This is a genomic window from Ruegeria sp. BHSC276 (assembly GCF_059612945.1).
This window is the reverse complement of sequence record NZ_JBXWRP010000002.1, coordinates 1-1,111: the sequence shown is the minus strand read 5'-3', so window position 1 is coordinate 1,111 and position 1,111 is coordinate 1. Positions and strand designations below refer to the sequence as shown.

2 protein-coding genes are annotated in these 1,111 nt (G+C 54.5%); both read right to left on the bottom strand.

The genetic code is table 11. The annotated features are described in order from the left end of the window. On the bottom strand, positions 1-205 hold a 205-nt coding region (locus AC2FMD_RS03670; protein WP_496794673.1), incomplete at its 3' end, for a DUF302 domain-containing protein. A gap of 790 nt (positions 206-995) precedes the next feature. Further along, a partial coding sequence (locus tag AC2FMD_RS03665; RefSeq protein WP_496794674.1) for a DUF3604 domain-containing protein occupies positions 996-1,111 on the bottom strand: 116 nt, incomplete at its 5' end.

Below are 1,111 nucleotides of genomic sequence, written 5' to 3'. Positions count from 1 at the left end.
CCCCGATGCTCATCATTTGACGGGCGTCCACGAATCTCACAATAGACCCGCTCTCGCACTGCTCAACAACCACGTCACAGGGCAACAACAATCCGACATCGGGCCGAGCGGTTAGCGCCCTGTGAGCCAGTTTCGGGTTGCAGGCACCAAGTATGGTGTATCTGCGAAACGTCTGTCCGATTTTTTCTTTGAATGCCTTTTCCATGTCGATACGAGAAATGACACCGAAGGGGGATCGTATCTCTGCTGGTTGCCGGTCGTTTGCGCTGCCACAGGTGTGCAGAACGGAACCACCAGAGAAATGATTGCCGCAACGATCGGTGCACGGGCATTCTGCATCGTCTTGCCTCCCCTATCACACTAAGATGTTCGCCGGCTTGATTGTCGCGGGCGAGCCCTTTCAAAATGTTCGGGCTGGGAGTGTCTCGTCACAGGACACAACAAGACTGCAAAATACGAGGTGAGAACGCAGTAAACCACATCACCCCCAACCCAAGCACCAGTTTATGGAGACAGCGAGTTTTTTTCATTGATTTACATCAATGTAGAAAACCCGCCGAATGAGAACACATTCGGGGCCGTCGAAATTCTCCCGGCCTCAAAGTCCTTTTGGTCGGGTTGCGGCCGTTTTTGACAGTCGCGAACGGCGGCTTTCGGGAAACATTCTGCACCTCCGGGGCCAACACCAGGATATGGTCGCGACGAAGTGGTCGATTTCGCTGAATCAGCGACCGGCAGAAACGTCCGCGACTCGGACATAGCCAAATTTTTCGCCACCGTCCGCTCCTCGGCGAAACAGCCATTCATGGTCGGGTTTTCGAAAATTTCTCCCTGAACGTCAGCTCTACGCGTCTATTCATTCACCTGAGAACAACGCTCGAATGACCGGGTCGAGCCCATGGCAGCCGTAGACACATTTCCATGGATGGCCGCTTCGTGGGCTGTGGAAGGCAACTTCCCTATTTGCTTCGTCCTTGTCCCAACTAGCAGTTCGCTCAGAATGGCGAATACCAGATTGGCGAGGTGTAGGCGCGCTCCTGTTGGCCTGCGTCGATATAGTCGGGAAGAGGGATGCCGAAAAAGACGCTGTCGTAGGTCGTCCAGCGTGGCG